This is a genomic window from Collimonas arenae (assembly GCF_001584165.1).
Taxonomy (GTDB): domain Bacteria; phylum Pseudomonadota; class Gammaproteobacteria; order Burkholderiales; family Burkholderiaceae_D; genus Collimonas; species Collimonas arenae.
In genome coordinates, this window is sequence record NZ_CP013233.1 from 1,312,819 (window position 1) to 1,329,127 (window position 16,309).

Sequence of the window (16,309 nt, forward strand, 5' to 3'; positions counted from 1 at the left end):
CGTTTTAGGAGTAATCATCATATAGTCACGACATAACTTTAAAAAGCGAAGATAATCGAATCATTACTTCGAAAAAACGGAACAATGAAAACATCAGGATTGAATTTTCGACATCTGCATTACTTCTGGGTAGTCGCCAAGGAAGGCAGCGTCACGCGTGCTGCCGAGCGTCTGGGTTTGGCGGTGCAGACTGTCAGCGCGCAAATTTCCCTGTTGGAGCAATCGATAGGCAAGGCGTTACTGGCGCCGCAAGGACGGCGGTTGGTGCTGACCGAGGCGGGGCGCCTGGCCCTGGGCTACGCGGATCAGATTTTCCTGCTGGGCGAGCAGATGCAGGACGCATTGGCCGCCACCGAAGATGAACGCACGATGCGGCTGGCGGTCGGCATTTCCGACTCGTTGCCGAAACTGATTTCTTCGCGCCTGCTGGAAGCCGCACTGCGCCTGCCGCAGCGGGTAAAACTGGTGTGCTTTGAAGACAAGTTTGAATCGCTACTTGGTGACCTGACGCTGCACAAGCTCGATGTCGTGCTGACCGACAGGCCGGCACCTTCCGGCACGGCGCTGCGCGTCTTCAGCCACTTATTGGGAGAAAGCGATATCGCGCTATTCGGCAGCAAGGAACTGGCCAAGCGCTATCGGCCGACATTCCCGAACAGCCTGAGCGGCGCGCCGGTATTACTGCCGACCCGCAACAACCTGATCCGTGGCCGCATCGACCACTGGTTCGAAGCGCGCGAACTGCGGCCGGACGTGGTTGGCGAGTTCGACGACAATGCGCTGCTGAACACCTTTGGCCGCAGCGGCCTGGCTTGTTCCCAGCGCCGTCCGCGCTCGCCGCCGACGTCGAGGAACAGTTCGGCGCTGTGTTGATCGGCCAACTGGATCAGGTGCACGAGCAGTTCTATGCGGTGTCGAATGAACGCAAGATCAAGCATCCAGCGGTTGAAGCGATCTTGTCGGCGATACACGGCAGGGTGTTTACGCAGAACAGGCGCAAATGAATACGGCCGAAATTATTCCAATGCAGACAAAGTACGGCGATGCTCACCCGGACTGTTCCCGGTCCATTTTTTGAACGCGCGATGGAAGGCGCTCGGATCGGCGAAGCCGAGGCTGATTGCGATGTCTTCGATGCTGCGGCTTGAACCGCTCAGGTAATTGATCGCCAGGTCGCGCCGCAGATTGTCCTTGATCGCCTGGTAGGATTGTCCTTCCTGGCTAAGCTTGCGGCGCAGGGTCGATGCGGGGGTTTGCAGTTCTCGCGACAAGCTGTCGAAATCCGACCATTCGGTTAGCGGTACTTGCCGCAGGTGGCGCCGGATGGTGGCGGCCAGGCTGTCGTGGTTGCTGTATTTGACCAGCAGGTTGCCGGGGGCTTCACGGAGGAAGGTTTGCAGCGAACGTTGGGTCTGCACGATCGGCAGTGCCAGGCTGGCGGCGTCGAAGGTGATGCTGGTGTGGTCCTGGCCGAAACGAGCCTGGTCGCAAAAGCGGATCTTGTAGTCGAGGCTGGGCTGCGGCTCGGTGCAGCGAAAATCCGCCGACAGCAACTGGATGCGGCGGCCGATCAACCAACTGCCGACGCCGTGCACGAGCATCAGGAAAGTGGCGTAAGTGAACATGCGACGTGGGGCACCGGTTTCATTGATCGTGATGCGCGCCAGACCATCTTGCTGCGATAACGTCGCCGAGATGTCGTCCAGCACCAGCCGCAGGAAATCCAGCACGCGCTCCAGCGCTTTGCCCAGATTGGTACTGTGCAGGGCGCCGCGGCAAAGCAGGTTGAAGCTGCCGACCCGCATCGGATGCGCATCCATACCGAAGAATTCATCATCCATCGCATGGGCAATCAGATACCAGAGGCGACCGTAATTGGCTGCCGAGACGCGGGCTTGCGGCGCAGTCATCAGGCGCGGTGAAATGCCTGCCTGGATCAGCAGCGCGTCCGTATCCATGCCACGCTCGCGCATGCTTTTCAGCGCTTCGTCGACAAGGGCAATGGAGATCGTTCCCTTTTCCCACTCTTCCATAAATCCGTCTAGCAAAATATGTTGCAATTCCGATCAAATCCATTGATCGCTTTTAACATGGCTCCGATGCGACAAATACCCTAGACTGGGATGCGCCACATCCATTTCTCATAACAACATAAAAAGAGCCACCAGGCCTGCCATTTTAGGTTAGAGGAGAACATTCATGTCATCTGGTTTGCCAGCAGGCGCTACAGCCGCGTCCCATGTTTCCCCGGATTATGCGCAGTTTTATGCGGATTTCAACATCGACAGCGTTGCCGCCGAATTGGCCGGCAACCTGCAAACCGGCGTCAATGCCTGCGTCGAATGCTGCGACCGGCATGCCACACCGGGCAGCGTCGCCCTGGTGTGGGAAGGCAAGGATGGCCGCAGCGCCACCTATACTTTCGAGCAGCTCAAGGAGCTGTCTGGCCGTTTTGCTAATTTCCTCAAAGCACAGGGTGTGCAACCGGGCGACCGGATTGCCGGGCTGCTGCCGCGCACGCCGGAACTGCTGATCGTGATCCTCGGCACCTGGCGTGCTGGCGCAGTGTACCAGCCGCTGTTCACGGCATTCGGTTCGAAATCGATCGAATACCGGGTCGCGGCCAGCGCTGCCAAGCTGATCGTCACCGATCCGGATAATCGCCACAAGCTGCAGGATGTGCCGGATTGTCCGCCGACCATGACTGTCGCCGGCGCCGCCGAACTTGCTGCCGGCGATTTCAATTTCTGGAACGAGATGGATCGGCAGTCGACCGAGTTCGCACCGGTGATGCGGCAGGCGGATGACGCCTTCATCATGCTGTTCACTTCCGGCACGACCGGCCCGGCCAAGGGTGTTGCGGTGCCGCTCAGGGCCATGCTGTCGTTCTATGTCTACACGCGTTATGCGGTCGATCTGCGTCCGGAAGACAAATTCTGGAATATCGCCGATCCGGGCTGGGCTTATGGTCTCTACTATTGCGTGACCGGGCCCTTGATGATGGGGCACGCCATCACCTTCTACGAAGGCTCGTTCACGGTGGAGAGTACTTACCGGATCATCAAGAAGTACGGCATCACCAACCTGACCGGCTCGCCGACCGCCTACCGCATGCTGATCGCCGCCGGCGCAGAGGCCGCGGCGCCGGTCAAAGGCCAATTGCGCGCGGTCAGCAGCGCCGGCGAACCCTTGAACCCGGAAGTGATCCGCTGGTTCCGCGAACATCTGGACACGCTGATCAACGATCACTACGGCCAGACCGAAACAGGCATGGTGCTGTGTAATCACCACGGCTTGCAGCATGCGGTGCACATGGGCTCGGCCGGCCTTGCCATGCCGGGTTACCGGCTGGCGGTGATCGACGACGATGAGAATGAGCTGGGTGTCGGCCAACCGGGCGTGCTGGCGGTGGACCGTCCGCGTTCGCCTATCTACTGGTTCCAGGGATACTGGCAGCAGGACAACAGCCGCGACCAGAGCGCCTACTACATCACCGGCGATACGGTGGAGCTGAACCAGGACGGCAGCATCAGTTTTATCGGTCGCGGCGACGATATCATTACTTCGTCCGGCTATCGCATCGGTCCTTTCGATGTGGAAAGTGCGCTGCTGGAGCATCCGGCGGTGGTCGAGGCCGCGGTGGTCGGCAAACCGGATCCTGAGCGCACGGAACTGGTGAAGGCCTTCGTTGTGCTTAGCCAGGATTACGCGCCGAGTGCCGAACTGACGGAAGAATTGCAGCAGTACGTCAAGCGCCGCCTGGCCGCACATTCCTATCCGCGCGAGATCGAATTTTTGACAGAACTACCGAAAACCCTAGCGGCAAACTGCAGCGCTTCATTTTGCGCAACCAGGAAATTGCTAAAACCAAATGATAGAAAATCGTAAAGAAGAGAAATTATGCAAATCGAAAACAATGTATTCCTGATCAGCGGCGGCGGCTCCGGCCTTGGTGCGGCAACTGCCGCCATGTTGGTGGCGGCCGGCGGCAAGGTCGTGATCGCCGATGTGAACAAGGAAGCCGGCGCTGCGCTGGCAACACAGTTGGGGGCCAATGCGCGCTTTGTTGCCACCGATGTGTGCAATGAAGCCAGCGCCACGGAAGCCGTCAACACTGCGGTCACGGTGTTCGGCGGCTTGCATGGACTGATCAATTGTGCTGGCGTGGCGCCGGCCAAGCGCATCGTCGGCAAGGAAGGTCCACACGGGCTGGAAGACTTTACTCGCGTGGTGCAGATCAACCTGATCGGCACGTTCAACATGATGCGCCTGGCTGCCGATGCCATGAGCAAAGGCGAGCCGAATGCGGATGGCGAGCGTGGCGTGGTCATCAACACCGCTTCGGTGGCGGCGTTCGACGGCCAGATCGGCCAGGCTGCATATGCTTCCTCCAAAGGCGGGGTTGTGGCCCTGACACTGCCGGCGGCGCGCGAACTGGCACGTCACGGCATCCGCGTGATGACGATTGCGCCGGGCATCATGGAGACGCCGATGTTGATGGGAATGCCGCAGGAGGTCCAGGACGCGCTGGGAAAAATGGTGCCGTTCCCATCGCGCCTGGGCAAGCCGGCCGAATTTGCAGCGTTGGCGCGGACTATCATCGAGACTGCTTACCTGAACGGTGAAGTGATTCGCCTCGACGGCGCGATTCGGATGGCGCCAAAGTAATTCGCTAATTCGGGCAGTAGAAGGGTGTTGCAGGCCGGCGGATTGCCGGCCTTCTGCGTTCAGGGATAGGTTATTTAGGGGTAGTGACGACCTTGCTGAAGAAATCGTAGATGCCGTTTTCGCCCATGTGGCGCGCATCCGCCAGTTCGCCGGCCTTGGTCGAGTACAGGATCTTGTTGTCCGCGCCGAGCACGACGGCGGCCGGGATACCCTTCTTGATCGGGTTGCCGTAGGACTGGGCGACGTCGAGATTCTTGTCGAAATTGCCGACATCGACCTTAACCAGCACGAATTTGCCGTTGATCAGCGGCGCGCTGGTGCCGTGTAGTGCCTTGTCCAGTTCGCGGCAGTCCGGGCACCAGTTGGCGCCGAATACCAGCAGCACTTGCTTGTGGCTGGCCTTGGCCTGGCTGAGCGCCTGCTGCAGGTCGACCTTGGCGTCGGCCTTTTCATCGTAGGGAAGGTTGGCGGCAACCACAGCTTGTGCGAATAGCAGCCCCAGGCAAAGCGCAAAAAATTTTCTCATCATGTCAGCCTCAAATAGATGTCATTCCGGTCCAGTCGGCTCTAGCGCCGATCGCGACAGCTTGACTGGGAGTATATTTCGTTTTGGCAATGAATGATGCCCGCTGGTCGATTTCCGCTCCGGCCGGAATTGAACGTTCCCGTCTTGTTTCGATCTGAGTAGCGCGTCAAATAGTTGAATTGCTGGAAAGCGCCGTGAAATTTGCCAAATTATGGCAAACTGCGGGCTGATTTCGGGAGCCATGCATTGAGCATCATAAAAAATTTACCGTTTGAGTGGCTGGTCGGCATTCGCTATACCCGTGCGGGCAAGCGTAGCGGCCGTAACAGCTTTATTTCCTTCATCTCGTTGATTTCGATGGCCGGCATCGCCCTTGGTGTGGCGGCGCTGATCGTGGTGCTGTCGGTGATGAACGGTTTCCAGAAGGATGTGCGCGACCGCATGCTATCGGTGCTGGCGCATATCGAGGTGTTCGATGCTTCCGGATCGATGCAGAACTGGGAAGAGGTCGCCAAGGAAGCGTTCAAGAACAAGGAAGTGATCGGCGCGGCGCCGTATGTCGATGCCCAGGCGATGCTGGTGCGCGAAGGCGTCCTGCGCGGCGTGGCCATACGTGGTGTGCTGCCATCGGAAGAGCCGAAGGTGTCGGACGTGGCGAGCAAGGTCAAGCAAGGCAGCTTCAACGACCTGAAACCGGGTGAATTCAATATCGTGCTCGGCATTGAGCTGGCGCATGCATTGAGCGTCGGTATCGGCGACAAGGTGACGCTGATGGCTGCGCAAGGGCAGGTGACGCCGGCAGGCGTGATTCCGCGCTTGCGGCAATTCACCGTCGCCGGCATTTTCGAGGCCGGCCATTTTGAATACGACTCAACGCTTGCCTTCATCCAGCTGGAAGATGCGGAAAAGATGTTCCGCCAGGATTCGCCATCGGGTGTCCGCCTGAAGATTACCGACATGCTGCAGGCACCGCAGGTGGTGCAGCAACTGGCGACAACACTGCCTCCCAATTTGTATCTGCGCGACTGGACTCAGCAGAACAGCAACTGGTTCGCTGCCGTCAAGACCGAGAAGCGCATGATGTTCATCATTCTGACGCTGATCATTGCGGTGGCTGCCTTTAATCTGGTGTCGACGCTGGTGATGACGGTGACCGACAAGCAGGCCGACATTGCCATCCTGCGTACGCTGGGTGCATCGCCGGGATCGATCATGAAGATTTTCATGATCCAGGGCGCGCTGGTGGGGTTGATCGGCACCGCCATCGGGATTGGCCTCGGCGTGCTGGTAGCGCTGAATATCGACGTCATCGTGCCGTTCATCGAACGTATGCTGCATGTGCAGTTCTTGCCGAAGAGCGTTTACGTGATCACCGAATTGCCGTCAGACCTGCGCTGGCCGGATGTCTGGACCATCGGCGGCGTCGCCGTGGTGCTGGCTTTCCTGGCGACCCTGTATCCGAGCTGGTGGGCTGCCCGGGTGAAACCTGCTGAGGCTTTGCGTTATGAGTAATACCAACAATCAAACAAACAATGAAATCGTCCTGTCCTGTCGTAATCTGGGCAAGACGTTTACCCAGGGCAGTTATTCGGTCAAGGTGTTGAGCGGCATCGATATCGATGTCGCCAAAGGCGAGCAGGTGGCGATCGTCGGCGCCTCCGGATCGGGCAAGTCAACCTTGCTGCATCTGCTGGGCGGCCTGGATACGCCGACCACCGGCAACGTCAGTCTGCTCGGCAAGGACTTTACAACCCTGGGCGAAAAGGCGCGCGGCGACTTGCGCAATACCGCATTGGGTTTCGTTTACCAGTTCCATCACCTGCTGCCGGAATTCTCGGCGCTCGACAACGTCGCGATGCCGTTGATGATCCGCCGTCTCAAGCGTGCCGATGCGCAGGAGCAGGCGCGCACTATCTTGGCGCGGGTCAAGCTGGCGGAACGGGTTATCCACGTGCCGGGCGAATTGTCCGGCGGCGAACGCCAACGGGTTGCTCTGGCGCGCGCGCTGGTCACCAAGCCGGCTTGCGTGCTGGCCGACGAGCCGACCGGCAACCTGGACCGGGCGACTGCGCAATTGACTTTCGACCTGATGCTGGAGTTGTCGCAGACCTTAGGCACGGCTTTCGTGATCGTGACCCACGACATCGAGCTGGCGCGCCGCTGCGGCCGCATCCTGCGCCTTTCGGAGCGCGGGCTGGAGCCGTATCAGGATTGACGTTTGTCAAACTGAGGAGTCAGGAAGCCGGCGTCGCCAGATTGCCGGCTTTTTTATTTTGCTCTTGCAGGCTGCCGAAGAACAGCGCGTACTGGCGCGTGAATTGCGCGCCGAAAAAGAAAATCTGCGCAGAATAGTAAATCCACAGCAGCAGCGCAATCACCGAACCGGCGGCACCATAGCTTGAGGCGACACCGCTGTTGCCGAGGTAGATGCCGATCAGATACTTGCCTAGTACGAACAGGGCGGCAGTGCCGATCGAGCCGATCCAGACATCGCGCCACGGCAGCTTGGTCTGCGGCAGCATCTTGTAGATCGAGGCAAACAGACTGGCGATCACGGCAAATGCAAACAGCTGTGACAGCGGTGAGAAGATCGTCGTGACGCTGATCCACATGCCGCCCAGATACTTGGCCAGCAGGGCCAGTGCCGCACTCACCACCAGCGAAGTCAGCAGCAGGAAGGCCAGCACCAGGATCAGCCCGAACGACAGCAGGCGCGTCCGTATCAACGACATGAAGCCAGACTGGCGGGTGCGCTGCACGTACCAGATTTCATCCAGACTATCCTTCAATTCGGAAAAGACCGTTGTGGCGCCGATCAGCAGCACCGCTACCGCAATGATTGCCGCTAGCGGCCCCGACTGGTTCTTGTGCGCCGCCGCCAGCAACAGCTGGATGGCGTCAGCGCCGGTGGGGCCGATCAAGCCTGATAACTGGCCGAAGATTTCCCCGCGCGCAGCTTGTTCGCCGAATACCGCGCCGGCAATCGCTATCACCAGTATCAGCATCGGCGCCATTGAAAACAGGGTGTAGAAGGCGAGGGCGGCGCCCTTGCTGCCGGAGCGTTGCTTGAACCACTCCTGGACCGTGCTCGACAGCATCGCGTGGATGCGCTGGTAATCGGGAAGTTTGATCATCGTTGCAGGGTTCCTTGGTAGCGCTCCTTAAAAGCCGAAGCGGGTATGTTCAAAGCGTGGATCGGGGCCGTTTTCCAGTTTGCGGACTATTCCTTTATCGTCGAAATAGATCGTCATCATCGAATTCCAGACGCCGCTTTCCTTGAAGCCGTAGTTCCAGCCGTTCAGCTTGACGCGGTTGTAGTAAATCGTTTCGATCGGTTTGCCGACAGTGCGCAAGACGTCGGCTTCGGTAAATTGATTGACCTTGATGGTGGCGAATTTCTCCAATGTCAGAACTTGCTCATAAGAAATCAATTTTTGATCCGGGCCGATCCGTGCCATGTAGGTAGCCTGGCCAAAGTAGCCCCGTGAGTATTCTAGCAGGGTATCGTTGCCGTCCTGATAAGTTCCGGTCGGCTTGCCGAGGCGGGAGATCACCTGTGCCTCCGGTTCGCCGGGATTGACTGGGGGCGCCAGCAGCGAGGCGCAGCCAGTGAGCACCAGCAGCAGGCCGGTCAGCAGGAGAGAAAAAATGTGTTTCATGGCAATACCCCTAAAAGAATGTTATTGGCGTCACGCTAAGTATTTGAATCGGCAGGAGTTTTGCTATATACTGCGCGTCTGGTCAGATTCGACCGGATTTATTAATCGTTGTTCACGGTGCATAAGGTTCAGGGCTCTAGCCCATACTCTGTACACCGCTTGTGAAAGGTAAAGCATGACTATCGAAAAAACAGCTAAGGCCGCTATTATCACTGATAATGCGCGCGGTCAAAACGACACCGGCTCCCCAGAAGTGCAAGTTGCGCTGCTGACAGCCCGTATCAACGACCTGAACGGCCACTTCAAAGCCCACGCCAAGGATCACCATTCCCGCCGCGGCCTGATCATGATGGTTAACCGTCGTAAGAGCCTGCTGTCCTACCTCAAAGGTAAGGACCTGAACCGTTACCGTTCGCTGATCGAAAAACTCGGCCTGCGTAAGTAATCGTCAGTGCGCGACTCGTCGTCGGCCCCGGTTATTTTCTGCGACATCCTGTTTCGATATTTCGTGACGATGTCCTTGGTCCGTCGATAAGTTGAAAAAAATGCCTGTATCAGTCTCTGATGCGGGCATTTTTGCTTTTGGCAGCAGCTTTTTTGTAGCTTATCTACACAAGTTTCAAGAAGTAAGAAGAAGTTAGTACTAAGCAAGGAGACGGCAATTCATTGGCAGTAGCCAGCGATGAATCGTCTGTGGTGAGGTGAACGACAGCGCCTGAAAATCTGTCGGCAAATAAACAATTGCGGGAAAGAGTTTAAGAGTTGCAAGCGTCAGTTTGCAGCGAATTACTCTGTCCCCAACTGATGAGAAGGATATATCGTGTTTAATAAAGTTACTAAGACATTCCAGTACGGACAACATCAAGTCACACTGGAAACCGGCGAGATCGCTCGCCAAGCCTCCGGCGCAGTGATGGTATCGATCGAAGATACCGTTGTGCTGGCTACTGTTGTGGCGCGCAAAGATGCCAAGCCAGGTCAGGATTTTTTTCCGTTGACCGTTGATTACGTTGAAAAGACCTACGCGGCTGGTCGTATCCCAGGCGGTTTCTTCAAGCGCGAAGGCCGTCCTTCCGAAAAAGAAACCCTGACATCGCGCCTGATCGATCGTCCGATCCGTCCGTTGTTCCCAGAAGGTTACCTGAATGAAGTGCAAGTCATTATTCATGTGCTGTCGGTCAATCCGGAAATTGATCCAGACATCGCTGCAATGATCGGCGCCTCGGCCGCCCTGTCGGTTGCCGGCATTCCTTTCGCAGGCCCAGTTGGCGCCGCACGCGTTGGTTACATCGACGGTCAATACGTATTGAACCCAACTACATCGCAATTGACCAAGTCCGCCATGGATCTGGTGGTTGCCGGTACTGAAACCGCAGTGTTGATGGTTGAGTCCGAAGCGCAGCAGCTGTCGGAAGAAGTCATGCTGGGCGCGGTTGTATTCGGCCACGAGCAATCGAAGGCGGTTATCGACGCGATCCATGAGCTGGTGCGTGACGGCGGCAAGCCTGAAGTGGAATGGAGCCCAGCACCGAAGAATGACGCGCTGATCGCTCGCGTTGCGCATTTCGGTGAAACCAAGCTGCGCGCTGCTTATCAAATCAAAGACAAGCAAGCCCGTACTGCCAAGCTGAAAGACGCTACTGCTGAAGTCAACGCGGATTTGGCGGCGGAAGCTGCATCGATCGGCGCAACAGCGCCTGATTCGGCAGAAGTCAGCGGCATCCTGTTTGACCTGGAAGCCAAGATCGTCCGTTCGCAGATCCTCGAAGGCGAGCCACGTATCGACGGTCGCGATACACGCACTGTGCGTCCAATCACGATCCGTACTGGCGTGCTACCGCGTACCCACGGTTCGGCACTGTTCACCCGCGGCGAAACCCAAGCGCTGGTAGTTGCCACGCTGGGCACTGCACGCGACGAACAAAAGATCGACGCGCTGATGGGCGAGTACTCGGACCGCTTCATGCTGCATTACAACATGCCTCCGTTCGCTACTGGCGAAACCGGCCGCGTTGGTACGCCAAAGCGCCGCGAAATCGGTCACGGTCGTTTGGCCAAGCGTGCTCTGCAAGCAGCCTTGCCGGCACCGGAAGATTTCAGCTACTCGGTGCGCCTGGTATCGGAAATCACCGAATCCAACGGTTCGTCGTCGATGGCTTCGGTCTGCGGCGGCTGCCTGGCGTTGATGGATGCCGGCGTGCCGATGCAAGCGCACGTGGCTGGTATTGCCATGGGCCTGATCAAGGATGGCAGCAAGTTCGCCGTTCTGACAGACATCCTGGGCGACGAAGATCACCTCGGCGACATGGACTTCAAGGTAGCTGGTACAGCTAACGGTATCACTGCATTGCAGATGGATATCAAGATCCAGGGTATCACCAAGGAAATCATGCAAGTCGCTTTGGCGCAAGCTAAAGAAGGCCGTATCCATATCCTCGGCAAGATGCAAGAAGCCGTACCGCACGGTAAAACCGAGCTGTCCGATTTCGCTCCGCGCCTGATCACCATCAAGATCAATCCGGAAAAAATCCGTGACGTGATCGGCAAGGGCGGCGCAGTGATTCGCGCGCTGACCGAAGAAACCGGTACCCAGATCGACATCAGCGACGAAGGCGTGGTCACCATCGCTTCGGTCGACGCTGCTGCAGGCCAGGAAGCCAAGCGCCGTATCGAAGAACTGACTGCTTCGGTTGAAGTGGGCAAGGTCTACGAAGGCACCGTACTGAAGCTGCTGGACTTCGGCGCAATCGTACAGGTATTGCCGGGCAAAGACGGTCTGCTGCACATCAGCCAGATCGCCAATGAGCGCGTCAATGCCGTAGCCGATTACCTGAAAGAAGGCCAGCAAGTGCGCGTCAAGGTTCTCGAGACCGACGACCGCGGCCGTCTGAAACTGTCGATGAAGGCAGCGCAGGCTGACGAAGGCGGCGAAGCTGCTCCGGTAGCTGCACAGTAATTAAGCTGCAAGAAAAAGCCCGGGATGCAGATGCATCCCGGGCTTTTTTACGTTTGAAGCAGGGTGGCGCGATGTGTACAACCTAGGCGATAAAAAAGCCGCCGGAGGAAATGCTCGGGCGGCTTTTGTTGTTGAAGCTGAGATTTAATCGAACACAGGCGATTCCACACCCAGGATCTTGTGCAGCTTCGGTGATGTGGTGGTGTACTGCATGTGGATCTTCTTGTCCGGGAAGATATACGGCGCGGCGCCGAAGGCAGCCAATGCGGCTTCATGGAAGCCTGACAGGATCAGTTTCTTCTTGCCCGGATAGGTGTTGATGTCGCCGACGGCAAAAATGCCCGGGATGTTGGTTTCGAATTTCTCGGTGTCGACCACTTTCAACTGCTTGCGTTCGATGTCCAGGCTCCATTCGGCGATCGGGCCGAGTTTCGGCGACAGGCCGAAGAATACCAGCAGCGTATCCAGCGGCAGGCGGCGTGTCACGCCATCAGGGCCGGTGACCTTGATCTCGCTCAGTTTGCCGTCCTTGGCTTCGTGGCCGGTCACCTGGCCGACCAGGAATTGCATTTCGTAGGCTTCGCACAAGGCTTTCATCTTGGCGACCGAAGCCGGCGCGGCGCGGAATTCTTCCCGACGATGCAGCAGCACGACCGATTCCGCCTTGCCGACCAGGTCCAGCGCCCAGTCCAGCGCCGAATCGCCACCGCCGCAGATCACCAGGTTCTTGCCGTGGAACTGAACTGGATCCTTGACGCGGTAGAACAGCTGCGTGTTGTCGTACTGATCAATGCCGTCGACCTTGATGGTGCGCGGCTGGAACGAGCCGACGCCGGCTGCGATGAAGATGGTCTTGGTGATGAAGCGGGTGCCGGTCGAGGTTTCGACGTCGAAGCGGTTGTCTTCGCGGCGCGCCACCAGCGTGACTTCCTGGCCAAGATGGAAGGTCGGTTCAAATGGCTCGATCTGCTTGAGCAGGTTGTCGGTCAGTTCCTGGCCGGTGCAGACAGGCACTGCCGGGATGTCGTAGATCGGCTTGTCCGGATACAGTTCGACGCACTGGCCGCCGACTACCGGCAGCGAATCGATGACGTGTGCCTTGATCTCGAGCAGGCCGAGTTCAAAGACCTGGAACAGGCCGACCGGACCGGCGCCGATGATGACGGCATCCGTCTCGATCGGGGTGTTGTTGGCAGAAGTGGGTGCTGCATCAAGCTTGACGTTGGTATCCATGCGACGATCTGATTCCTGTTTCAGTTGGGTCCCCCAAAACGCCGCGGCCTTGAGTCTGAGCGCTGGCTGCAGCGGCGATTGGATTAAAGTTAAACGCGGCCCTGATGTCAAACCTGGCGACTCGCACCACGCGAGCATGCCAGGCTGGCGGCGAATATCGGTTGCGCTAATGGCTGGGGTAATGGCCGGGCTAAATGAATGAATTAGCGCTGTTGCTGCTTGGCCATCCTTTTGAGACGGCCGGTGCTTCAATTAACGTTGCAAAAATTCCAGTTTTTCTTTGACGTCTTTCCACGCGTCGGCATCCGCCAGCGGCGCAACCGTCTTGGTGATCGACGGCCAGTGGCGCGACAGGTCTTCGTTGAGCTTGATGAACTGCTGCTGGTCCGCAGGCACATCTTCCTCGGCGTAGATGGCGTTGACCGGACATTCGGCGACGCACACGGCACAATCGATGCATTCGTCCGGGTCGATCGAGAGGAAATTCGGGCCTTGGCGGAAGCAATCAACCGGGCATACATCCACGCAGTCGGTATAGCGGCAGCGAATGCAGGATTCGGTCACAACGTGGGTCATAACAACAGTCCTATCTGTAAATGGTCTTGAGGCGGCGTCGGGCGGTGTCGAGCAAGAGACGCTCATGTATTCACCCTGTCGCAAAGCCTTGTATTTAAGGTAATTCGGGTTTTCCCACAAATTGTGGTTATATAGAATCCATATAAGCAAATGTAAAAATCGCATTTGCTTCGAATGCGGTCATTTGCACGATTCCGTCCTGCGGTCATACCCGCTGCAGGGACCGTCCCGGCAACTTGCGGGAAATTGCCAAAGTGGCTATTGTTAGCCTATTTGTTGCCGCGAAATAATTATGTCATCTTCCTCAGAAAGTTCCACCAAAGCCATTTTCTATGCGTTAGGCGCCAACGGCGGGATCGCGCTGGCCAAATTTGCCGCGGCACTCTTCACTGGCTCCGGCGCCATGCTCGCAGAGGGTATCCATTCGCTGGCCGATTGCACCAACCAGGTGTTCTTGCTGATCGGTTTGAAGGAGGCCAAAAAGCCGGCCGATGTGTCGCATCCTATGGGTTATGCGCGCGTCGTCTACTTCTGGGCGATGATGGTGGCGCTACTGTTGTTTTTTGTCGGCGGCGCGTTTTCGGTGATGAAGGGCATTGAACATCTGAGTCATCCGGAGCCGATCAGCAATCCGCTGGTGGCGCTCGGTGTGCTTGGGTGTCGGTGGTGCTAGAGGCGTTTTCGCTACGCGGAGCGATGATTGAAATTCGCAAGATTTCGCATGGAAAATCCTTCATGCAATGGTTTCGCGAGACCCGGCAGTCTGAGTTGATGGTGGTGGCTGGCGAGGATATCGCCGCCTTGGCCGGGCTGGCCCTGGCCTTTGTTGCCGTGCTGCTGACCGTGATTACGGGTAATCCGTTATGGGACGCCTTCGGCACGATCGCAGTCGGTGCATTGCTGATGATCGTCGCGGTGCTGGTGATCCGCGAAGTCAAGGCGATGGTTACCGGTGAATCCGCTGCGCCCGAGGTGCACGCCGCCATCAAGGCGCAGATCGAGGCACATCCTGGTGTCGCCAGTGTCCGCAACCTGATCTCGCTGCAATGGGGTGAGCAGGTCATGATCGCGGTCCAGGCCGTAATGCAGCCGCAGCCTTCGGACGTGGCGCTGGTGGATACGATCAACCAGATCGAGGCGCAAATCCAGGAACGCTGGCCGCAGGTGCGCTGGTGTTTTTTTGAGCCTGATCATCCGCCGCGCGGACAAAATCCATGATTTTATGCGGCAGTAGCGCAAATCTGTTTGCCAATGTGCGTATGCTAATGCGCCAGACGCCGTGAATTGGAGATGCGCTACTACACTGCGTGCAACAAATAGAGCCGCAGTCAAATCCCTGCGGTAAGATGTGAAGCTGTTCGGGCCGTCCTCCTCCGGATTGCGTAAGCGGCTTCATCACTTCCCAGCATTCAAAGACCATGATTATTACCTCGCTGCTCGACACCGACTTGTATAAATTCACGATGATGCAGGTGGTCCTGCATCATTTTCCGGCGGCCGAAGTCGAATATCGCTACAAATGTCGCAATCAGGGCGTCGATTTGCGTCCTTACGTCGACGAGATCCGCGATGAAATTGCCGGCTTGTGCCGCTTGCGGTTCCAGGAGCCGGAACTGGCTTACCTGAGCAGCCTGCGTTTCATGAAGAGCGATTTCATCGATTTCCTAGGCCTGTTCCATCTGCAACAAAAGTACATCAGCGTACAGCCGTCGGCAGCCGATAACGGCGAGATCGATATCGTGGTCAAGGGACCCTGGCTGCACACGATCCTGTTTGAGGTGCCGGTACTGGCCATCGTCAACGAAGTGTATTTCCGCGCCACGCAAAGCGAGCCAGACCATATCGAGGGGCGCCGGCGCCTGCAGAACAAAATGGCGTTGATCCGCGACGATGCCGCCATGGCCGGTTGCAAGGTGGCAGACTACGGCACGCGGCGGCGATTTTCGCGTCGCTGGCATGAGGAAGTGGTGCAGACCCTGCAGAGTGATTTCGCCCGGCACCTGGTCGGCACATCGAATGTTTATTTCGCGATGAAATATGGCCTGACGCCGCTTGGCACGATGGCGCACGAATACCTGCAGGCTTGCCAGTCTCTTGGTCCGCGCTTGCGTGATTCGCAGATCTACGGTTTCGAAATGTGGGCCAAGGAATATCGCGGCGACCTCGGCATTGCATTGTCGGATGTCTACGGCATGGATGCGTTCCTGCGCGATTTCGACTTGTATTTCTGTAAGTTATTCGATGGCGCACGGCACGATTCCGGTGATCCTTTCGAATGGGGGGAGCGCCTGATCAAACATTACCAGGACAACCGAGTCGATCCTGCCACCAAGACGCTGGTGTTTTCCGACAGCCTCGATTTCGGCAAGGTCAACGAGCTGTACCTGCGCTTCAAGGATCGCACCCGCGTTGCCTTCGGCGTCGGCACCAACCTGACCAACGACCTCGGCTATACGCCGCTGCAAATCGTCATGAAGATGGTACGTTGCAATGGCCAGCCGGTGGCGAAGCTGTCGGATACGCCATCCAAGAACATGTGCGACGACAAAGCCTATCTGAACTATCTGCGGCAGGTTTTCGAGATTCCCGAACAGGCGGCGCCGCTCGCATAGCGTTGTTTTTTTTGCCACGGCTGCGATCGCGGCTAAAATACCGGTCATTCCTTTCCCCCTTTATTTGGAAGACTACATT

12 protein-coding genes and 3 pseudogenes are annotated in these 16,309 nt (G+C 57.5%); 9 read left to right on the forward strand and 6 right to left on the reverse strand.

The features are described 5' to 3' along the window. Positions 1 to 84: 84 nt before the first annotated feature. Positions 85 to 1,004, forward strand: a pseudogene (gene nhaR / locus CAter10_RS06145) (transcriptional activator NhaR). Between the two features lie 12 nt (positions 1,005 to 1,016). Here nhaR and CAter10_RS06150 read toward each other — a convergent pair. Further along, positions 1,017 to 2,048 (reverse strand): AraC family transcriptional regulator, encoded by a 1,032-nt coding sequence (locus tag CAter10_RS06150; RefSeq protein ID WP_236905503.1) that lies wholly within the window; start codon positions 2,046 to 2,048, stop codon positions 1,017 to 1,019. Positions 2,049 to 2,199: 151 nt separating this feature from the next. On the opposite strand from CAter10_RS06150, the pseudogene CAter10_RS06155 reads away from it, so the two are divergent. Together CAter10_RS06155 and CAter10_RS06160 are read left to right on the forward strand one after the other, a co-directional pair. Beyond that, a pseudogene (locus tag CAter10_RS06155) lies at positions 2,200 to 3,875 on the forward strand (AMP-binding protein). 25 nt (positions 3,876 to 3,900) lie between these two features. Beyond that, positions 3,901 to 4,668: an SDR family NAD(P)-dependent oxidoreductase gene (locus CAter10_RS06160; RefSeq protein ID WP_061532727.1), complete on the forward strand. Its 768-nt coding sequence runs from the start codon at positions 3,901 to 3,903 to the stop codon at positions 4,666 to 4,668. Positions 4,669 to 4,738: 70 nt separating this feature from the next. On the opposite strand, the gene CAter10_RS06165 is transcribed toward CAter10_RS06160, so the two are convergent. Further along, complete coding sequence (locus tag CAter10_RS06165; RefSeq protein WP_061535192.1) at positions 4,739 to 5,194, reverse strand: thioredoxin family protein; 456 nt, start codon at positions 5,192 to 5,194, stop codon at positions 4,739 to 4,741. 246 nt (positions 5,195 to 5,440) lie between these two features. On the opposite strand from CAter10_RS06165, the gene CAter10_RS06170 reads away from it, so the two are divergent. After that, on the forward strand, positions 5,441 to 6,706 hold the full coding sequence (locus CAter10_RS06170) for a lipoprotein-releasing ABC transporter permease subunit (RefSeq protein ID WP_061535193.1): 1,266 nt from the start codon (positions 5,441 to 5,443) through the stop codon (positions 6,704 to 6,706). Continuing rightward, on the forward strand, positions 6,699 to 7,409 hold the full coding sequence (lolD, locus tag CAter10_RS06175; protein WP_061532728.1) for a lipoprotein-releasing ABC transporter ATP-binding protein LolD: 711 nt from the start codon (positions 6,699 to 6,701) through the stop codon (positions 7,407 to 7,409). Before CAter10_RS06170 ends, lolD begins: the two co-directional genes overlap by 8 nt. A gap of 19 nt (positions 7,410 to 7,428) precedes the next feature. Here lolD and CAter10_RS06180 read toward each other — a convergent pair whose 3' ends face one another. Together CAter10_RS06180 and CAter10_RS06185 are read right to left on the reverse strand one after the other, a co-directional pair. Next, entirely contained in the window at positions 7,429 to 8,328 is a 900-nt protein-coding gene (locus tag CAter10_RS06180) for a YihY/virulence factor BrkB family protein (protein WP_061532729.1), read from the reverse strand. Positions 8,329 to 8,355: 27 nt separating this feature from the next. Continuing rightward, positions 8,356 to 8,853 carry a hypothetical protein gene (locus CAter10_RS06185; RefSeq protein ID WP_061532730.1) on the reverse strand — a complete coding sequence of 166 codons (498 nt, stop codon included), beginning with the start codon at positions 8,851 to 8,853 and terminating at the stop codon, positions 8,356 to 8,358. 175 nt (positions 8,854 to 9,028) lie between these two features. On the opposite strand from CAter10_RS06185, the gene rpsO reads away from it, so the two are divergent. Further along, positions 9,029 to 9,298 carry a 30S ribosomal protein S15 gene (rpsO, locus tag CAter10_RS06190; RefSeq protein ID WP_014007042.1) on the forward strand — a complete coding sequence of 90 codons (270 nt, stop codon included), beginning with the start codon at positions 9,029 to 9,031 and terminating at the stop codon, positions 9,296 to 9,298. A 375-nt stretch (positions 9,299 to 9,673) separates the two neighbouring features. Beyond that, a complete protein-coding gene (gene pnp / locus CAter10_RS06195) occupies positions 9,674 to 11,809 on the forward strand; it encodes a polyribonucleotide nucleotidyltransferase (RefSeq protein ID WP_061532731.1) in 2,136 nt (711 codons plus the stop codon). Positions 11,810 to 11,953: 144 nt separating this feature from the next. On the opposite strand, the gene CAter10_RS06200 is transcribed toward pnp, so the two are convergent. Together CAter10_RS06200 and fdxA are read right to left on the reverse strand one after the other, a co-directional pair. Beyond that, complete coding sequence (locus CAter10_RS06200) at positions 11,954 to 13,042, reverse strand: NAD(P)/FAD-dependent oxidoreductase (protein ID WP_061532732.1); 1,089 nt, start codon at positions 13,040 to 13,042, stop codon at positions 11,954 to 11,956. 252 nt (positions 13,043 to 13,294) lie between these two features. Further along, positions 13,295 to 13,618 (reverse strand): ferredoxin FdxA, encoded by a 324-nt coding sequence (gene fdxA / locus CAter10_RS06205; RefSeq protein WP_061532733.1) that lies wholly within the window; start codon positions 13,616 to 13,618, stop codon positions 13,295 to 13,297. A gap of 292 nt (positions 13,619 to 13,910) precedes the next feature. Between fdxA and CAter10_RS06210 the strand changes: the two are divergent. Continuing rightward, positions 13,911 to 14,836, forward strand: a pseudogene (locus tag CAter10_RS06210) (cation diffusion facilitator family transporter). Positions 14,837 to 15,036: 200 nt separating this feature from the next. After that, on the forward strand, positions 15,037 to 16,230 hold the full coding sequence (gene pncB, locus CAter10_RS06215; protein WP_061532734.1) for a nicotinate phosphoribosyltransferase: 1,194 nt from the start codon (positions 15,037 to 15,039) through the stop codon (positions 16,228 to 16,230). Positions 16,231 to 16,309 lie beyond the last annotated feature (79 nt).